Annotated in this window: 6 protein-coding genes; 3 read left to right on the forward strand and 3 right to left on the reverse strand. The window is 71.8% G+C overall.

Translation table 11 applies throughout. The features are described from left to right. Positions 1-102: 102 nt before the first annotated feature. Positions 103-993 (reverse strand): helix-turn-helix domain-containing protein, encoded by an 891-nt coding sequence (locus IJH84_RS17830; protein WP_295146480.1) that lies wholly within the window; start codon positions 991-993, stop codon positions 103-105. 71 nt (positions 994-1064) lie between these two features. On the opposite strand from IJH84_RS17830, the gene IJH84_RS17835 reads away from it, so the two are divergent. Together IJH84_RS17835 and IJH84_RS17840 are read left to right on the forward strand one after the other, a co-directional pair. After that, a complete protein-coding gene (locus IJH84_RS17835; RefSeq protein WP_200070450.1) occupies positions 1065-2258 on the forward strand; it encodes a cytochrome P450 in 1194 nt (397 codons plus the stop codon). 58 nt (positions 2259-2316) lie between these two features. Beyond that, on the forward strand, positions 2317-3516 hold the full coding sequence (locus IJH84_RS17840) for an SGNH/GDSL hydrolase family protein (RefSeq protein WP_295146483.1): 1200 nt from the start codon (positions 2317-2319) through the stop codon (positions 3514-3516). A gap of 11 nt (positions 3517-3527) precedes the next feature. On the opposite strand, the gene IJH84_RS17845 is transcribed toward IJH84_RS17840, so the two are convergent. Both IJH84_RS17845 and IJH84_RS17850 read right to left on the reverse strand, forming a co-directional pair. Next, positions 3528-4742, reverse strand: coding sequence for a cytochrome P450 (locus IJH84_RS17845; RefSeq protein WP_295146485.1), 1215 nt, complete (start codon positions 4740-4742; stop codon positions 3528-3530). A 140-nt stretch (positions 4743-4882) separates the two neighbouring features. Beyond that, positions 4883-5608: an alpha/beta hydrolase gene (locus tag IJH84_RS17850; protein ID WP_295146487.1), complete on the reverse strand. Its 726-nt coding sequence runs from the start codon at positions 5606-5608 to the stop codon at positions 4883-4885. Between the two features lie 176 nt (positions 5609-5784). Here IJH84_RS17850 and IJH84_RS17855 point away from each other — a divergent pair. Next, positions 5785-6546, forward strand: a 762-nt coding sequence (locus tag IJH84_RS17855) for an acyl-CoA dehydrogenase family protein (RefSeq protein WP_295146489.1), incomplete at its 3' end; no start/stop codon positions are given.

Raw genomic sequence — 6546 nt, forward strand, 5'->3', positions numbered from 1 at the left:
CCGCGGCTGCGGGCGCGACCATCGGCGACGGTCGCCAGGAGCCCTCGGACCGGACGTTCTCCAAGCGGTAGCGCGGAATCGTCCGTGCGCCGGAACGGGCGCTCAGCCGCCGGCGGGTGGTGGCCCGAGCGAGGCCGCCGCTCGCACCAGCTCGTCGATGTAGTGGCGTCGTTCCCCGAGGTCGACGTCCTGCCGCAACGGGCCGATGTGGAGCTCCCAGGTGGCTCGCCCGGTGCCGTCGAACACCGGAGCCGCCAGATGCGTCAGCGGCTGCCGTTTCCGCGAGCGCAGCTGCGCGGAACCGTAGGGTTCGCCGCTGATCCGCGCCAGCAGCGACAGCACGCGTTCGCGCAGCTGCGCGGCCGGATCGTTCGTGAGGTGTTCGACGACTTCCGAGAGCACGTCCAGCATCGCCGGGTCCGCGGCGTCGATGCCCCACAACGCCGCCCCGGTCGTGCGGATGTGTTCGAGCGCGTCGGCGAGGCCGGGCCGCTGCCCGGGTTCTGCGGTGTCCAGCCAAGCGCGCTGCCGCCGCTCGTCGGCGAAGGCCACCACGGCCGCGCCCGCGGGAGCGCGCAGCGGCAGTCTGGTGCCGGTCGTGATGCCCGCGGGCAATCTGCCCGGCCCTGCGGTCACCGCCACGAACTCCGACTCGGTGCGGGTGACCAGGCTCAGCGACGCTCCGCAGCCAACCCGCTCGGCGAGTTCGGCGAGCACGTCTTCCGTGCCGGTGGGCATCGCCGCATCGGTGCCCGACGCACCTGCGAGCGTGCGGAGTCGCGGTCCCGGCCGGTAGGTGCGGTCCGGTGCGCGGCGCACCCAGCCGCGCTCATCGAGGGTGTCGAGGATCGCCGCGACGGTCGACCTGCTGAGCTCCAGCTCGTCGGCGATCTCCGCGCCCTTCGCCGGACCGGTGTCGCCCGCGATCAGTTCGACGACGCGGACCACTCGTTGCGTGGGCGGCGACGCCGACCGGTCGTTGCCCTCCGGCACAGCGCCCCCTAATCTCGATCGAACCGAATATCGGTGACCGTAGCACGAATAGTCGTGCCAGGAGGTTCGCGATGAAGCCACCCGGACCCGCCGACCCGGAAGGCATCGACTTCGCCTTCGACGACATCCCCGAACTGCACGAAGTGCTGGCCCGCCTGCGCGCGGAAAAGCCCTATGCGAGCGTGCCGTTCGCCGGCACGCGCGCGGTGCTGCTGCTGACCCGGGAGCTGGTCAGCGCCGCGTTCAAGGACGAGGGCACGTTCCCGGCCGCGGCGATCTACCCGCTGACCACGCAACCGGTGCTCGGCCGGACGCTGCAGTGCATGTCCGGCCGGGAACACCGCATCAACCGGGCCGTCGCCGCACCACCGTTCCGCCGCAGCAAGGTCGCCGAGTACGTCGAACCGCTGCTGGAGCCGCTCGCGCACGAGCTGATCGACCGGTTCGCCGCGCGCGGGGAAGCCGACCTGGTCGCGGAGTTCACCAGCCGCTACCCGGTGCTGCTCATCAGCCGCATGCTCGGGTTGCCCGCGGAGAGCGAGGGAACCGTGCGGCGTTGGGCCCAAGACCTGTTCAACTACCCGCTCGATCCCGATGCGGCCATGGCGGCGTCCGCGGAGTTCACCGAACACGTCCGCCCGATCCTCGACCGGCGCCGCCGCGAACCCGGTGCGGACCTGATCTCGATGCTGGTCACCGAAACCGCCGAAGACGAGCACCTCGACGACGAACAGGTGCTGGCGTTCCTTCGCCTGCTGTTCCCGGCCGGTGCGGACACCACGGTCTTCGCGCTGGCCAACACGCTGGCCGCGCTGCTGAGCCATCCCGATCAGCTGGAGCTGGTGCGCTGCGACCCGGACGAGCACGTGCCGTGGGCGATCTGGGAGGGGTTGCGCTGGGAGCCGCCGGTGGGCCTGCTGCCGCGCATCTGCCCGGAAACCACCACGTGGCAAGGAATCGAGATACCCGCGGGGACACCGATGATCTTTTCGATCAACGCGGCGCTGCGCGACCCGGCCGCGCACGCCGATCCGCACCGCTTCGACGTCACCCGACGCTCGGCCGACCTGCTGGCGTTCGGACAGGGGCCGCACACCTGCCTCGGCACGTGGTTCGCCGTGGCCGAGCTGCAAGCGGGCTTGAAGGTGCTGCTGCGGCGCCTGCCGGGGCTGCGGCTGCGCGCCGGGTGCGCCGTCCGCATCACCAGCCAGGTCGGCACCGCGTTGCGCGGCCCGGACGAGCTGCCCGTGCGGTGGGAGAGGTGACGGCGCCTGCGGCGAAAAGTCGCGTGCCGACGAGGAATCCGGTTGGCAGGATGAGCCCGTGAACGATCACCCCGATCCCACCCGCCGAGCGGACTGGATCAACACCCCGGTCACCGCGGAACTCCTGCGCGGTGCGCTCGAACTCGAACGCACCGAGCACGGCCTGTTACCGCACCGCCTGCCCGCCCGCGCCCGCGCGCAGGGCGCGGACGAGCGGCTGGCCATGATGGAGTCCCAGCCCGCCGGCGTGCGGCTGGTACTGCGCACCTCGGCGACCGCGCTCGAACTGGACACGCTGCCCACCAAGCTGGTCTACGCGGGCGCGCCACCTCGCCCGGACGGCGTGTACGACCTGCTCGTGGACGGTCGGCTGACCGGGCAGGCCACCGTGACCGGCGGGAACACCCGGAGCATCGACATGCGCACCGGCGCCGCCGAGTACCGGCCCGGACCGCCCGGCACGGCGCGGTTCACCGGTCTGGCCGAAGGCCGCAAGGACGTCGAGATCTGGTTGCCGCACAACGAGATCACCGAACTCGTCGCGCTGCGCACCGACGCTCCCGTGGAGCCGGCGCCGGATCGGGGCCGGCGGGTGTGGCTGCACCACGGCAGTTCGATCAGCCACGGCTCCAACGCAGCGAGTCCCAGCACGACCTGGCCCGCGACGGCGGCCGTGCGAGGCGATGTGGAGCTGATCAACCTCGGGCTGGGCGGCAACGCGCTGCTCGACCCGTTCACCGCCCGTGCCATGCGCGACACGCCCGCGGACCTGATCAGCGCGAAGATCGGGATCAACCTGGTCAACTCGGACCTGATGCGGCTGCGCGGGTTCACCCCGGCGGTGCACGGGTTCCTCGACACCATCCGCGACGGGCACCCCACCACGCCGCTGCTGGTCATCTCACCGATCCACTGCCCGATCCACGAGGACACGCCCGGACCCGGCGCTTTCGACCTCAGCGCGCTCAGCGCTGGGCAAGTGCGGTTCCGGGCCACCGGCGACCCGGCGGAGCGCGCCGCGGGCAAGCTGACGCTTGGCGTCATCCGGGACGAGCTGGCCAGGATCGTGCGCGAGCGGACCGCCGAGGACCCGAACCTGCACCACCTGGACGGCCGCGAGCTGTACGGCGAAGCGGACTTCGCCGAGCTGCCGCTGCCCGACGAGCTCCACCCGGACACGGCCGCCCACCGCCGCATCGGCGAGCGCTTCACCGGACTGGCCTTCGACTCCGGTGGGCCGTTCGGCATCCAGCGCTAGCCGGTGGCGGATCACCACCCGACGTTGAGGTGCTGCAGCCCGTAGATGGCTTGATCGGCGGCGTAGGCGATTTCCTCGTCGACCACGTGCAAACCCGGGAATCGCTGCAGCAGCGCGGGAAACGCGATCCGCATCTCCATGCGGGCCAGCGGAGCGCCGAGGCAGTGGTGGATGCCGTGCCCGAATCCGACGTGCGGCGCGGCGGAGCGGGTCACGTCGAACCGCTCCGGTTGCTCCAGCAGGCCGGCGTCCCGGTTCGCCGCGGGCAGGTTCACGTTCACCAGATCGCCGCGGCGGATCGTGACCCCGTCGAGTTCGACGTCGCGCACGGCCATCCGCGGAGAACCGCCGTTGACCACGCTGAGCCAGCGCATCAGTTCCTCGACGGCGCCGGGCACCGCGGCCGGATCGTCGCGGACGATCGCGAGCTGCTCGGGGTGGCGCAGCAGCGCCAAGGTGCCGAGACCGAGCATGTTCGACGTCGTCTCGTGCCCTGCGACCAGCAGCAGGTTGGCGATGCCGATGAGTTCGGCGTTGCTCAGCGCGTCGGCGTGGTCGCGGATCAGCATCCCGATCAGGTCCTCGCCGGGACGCTCGCGAGCCCGGTCGACCAGACCGGTCATGTAGGCGATGGATTCCTTGGAGAGCTCGATCCGGTCGGCTTCGGGCGCTGTGGTGTCCAGCTGGCGCCGGGTGCGCTCCTGGAACTCCGCGCGGTCGGTGGTGGGCACCCCGAGCAGTTCGCAGATGACCAGCGACGGGATCGGCAGCGCGTACTCGGCGACGAGGTCGGCGGGCGGTCCGTGCCGTTCGAGGGCGTCCAGGTGCTCGTCGACGATCTCGGCGATCCGGGGTTGCAGCCGCCGCATCCGCCGCACCGTGAACTCCGGTGTGAGCAACCGCCGCAGCCGGGTGTGGTCGGGCGGGTCGAGCGAGAGGATGTTCCCGCTGCGGTGCCCGGACAGCTGCCGCGGATCCCGGGCGGGCCGCTGCCCGGCGTCGAGGTCGGCGGGCCCCCAGCCGTTGATGAAGGAGTCGGCGTCGCCGAGCATCCGCCGCACGTCGGCGTGCCGGGTGAGCAGCCACGCCGGCGGGCCGAACGGGGTCGGCACCCGGACGATCCCTTCCGCCGCGCGCACCGCCGCCACCTCCGGGGCGGGGCCGAACCCGCTGCGGCGGGTGCTGATCGGCGTGGGCTCTCGGCCGGTGGTGGACGGCTGGGTCACTGGCGCTCCTGCGTGGTCGGTGCTCGTCGCGGCATCCCCGGGACCAAGTTAATTCAGTTGCCTGACTGAATGCAATCGCCTGGGCACGGCGCGAACTTCGGCCGAAGAATCCTCCGCGGTGCGCAGTCCCGCGAGCCGGATCAGGACGGCGGGGAGGTCTCGGCCGGGGCGCGCATCAGCATGTCGGCGACCAGCTCCGGCTCGGTGATCATGAGGTCGTGCCCGGTGTCGATCTCCCACAACCGGCCCGCCGCGCGGGCGGTGGCCAGCCGAGCGGGGTCGCGACCGTGCAGCGCCGAGGAGCACACGATCTGGGTCTGCGGGATCGCATTCAGCGCCGCCTCGTTCGTCAGCAGCAGCGGCTGTTCGAAGCACCGATACGGGTGCGGTGTGAGTTTGCTGCGCACCCATGCGGCGTCCTCCGGGTCGGTCACGCCGAAGATCGGGGACGACCCGGTGTCCGGGAAGTGGACGAGTTCGACCCCGTCGACCACCTGGGTGTGCTCGCGGATCGCGACGGGCGCGAGATCGATGATCGCCTCACCGTGCGCCGGGGTCGCGGCGTCCAGGTAGACGAGGTGGCGGATGCGCTCGGGCGCCCGGTCGGCGACGCCGGTGACGACCATTCCGCCGTAGCTGTGCCCGGCCAGGACGACGTCGAACAGGTCCTCGGTCCGCAGCACCGCCAGGACGTCCTGGACGTGCAGGTCGAGATCGACATCGGGACCGAGCAGATGCGCGCGTTCGCCGAGTCCGGTCAGCGTCGGTGCGTGCACGTCGTGCCCGGCCGCGCGCAGAATCCGCGCGACCCGCCGGTAGCACCACCCGCCGTGCGCCGCGCCGTGCACCAGGACGTAAGTGGACATGCCCGCCTTTCGGCTCCGGATCTTCGCGAGCGGATCGGATCGCCCGGGCAGCGGCGTTCGGCGAACCCGGTCGCCAAATCCTAAGACAGCCAAGTGACTCATCCGTCGCCGCGGGCGGACCCGAGCGGGTGCTCCGATGTTGGACTCGCACCCGCCGGACGCTCATCATCAACACCATGAGCGAGGTGGCAGCAGAGGACTTCGAGGCCATCAGGCGGCAGGTGCGCGAGTTCGTCCGCTCCGCGGTGCTGCCGCGCGAGACCGAGATCATGAACGCCGACCGGGTTCCGGACGACCTGCGCTCGGCCGCCGCGCAGATGGGCCTGTTCGGCTACGCGATCCCCGCGGAATGGGGCGGGCTCGGGCTCGACCTGGCCCAGGACGTCGAACTCGCGATGGAGTTCGGCTACACCACGCCGGCGCTGCGTTCGCTGTTCGGCACGAACAACGGCATCGCGGGGCAGGTGCTCGTCGGATTCGGCACCGATGCGCAGAAGCAGCGGTGGCTCGAACGCATCGCCTCCGGGGACGTGGTGGCCTCGTTCGCGCTGACCGAGCCGGGCGCCGGCTCGGACCCGGCGGGCCTGCGCACCCGCGCGCACCGGGACGGCGACGAGTGGGTGATCGACGGCAGCAAGCAGTTCATCACCAACGCGCCGATCGCGGACCTGTTCGTCGTGTTCGCCCGCACCGCGGAGGCGCAGCCGGAGAACCCGGGCATCGCGGTGTTCCTGGTGCCCGCGGGCACGCCGGGAATCACCGTCGGCCCGAAGGACGCGAAGATGGGGCAGGAAGGCGCCTGGACCGCGGAGGTCGGCTTCGACCAGGTCCGGGTGCCCGCCGACGCGCTCGTGGGCGGCGACGAGGCCGCCGGGTACCGCGCGGCGATGACCTCGCTGGCGCGCGGGAGGGTGCACATCGCCGCGCTCGCGGTCGGC

This window comes from Saccharopolyspora sp. (assembly GCF_017434145.1).
Taxonomy (GTDB): Bacteria; Actinomycetota; Actinomycetes; order Mycobacteriales; family Pseudonocardiaceae; genus Saccharopolyspora_C; species Saccharopolyspora_C galaxeae.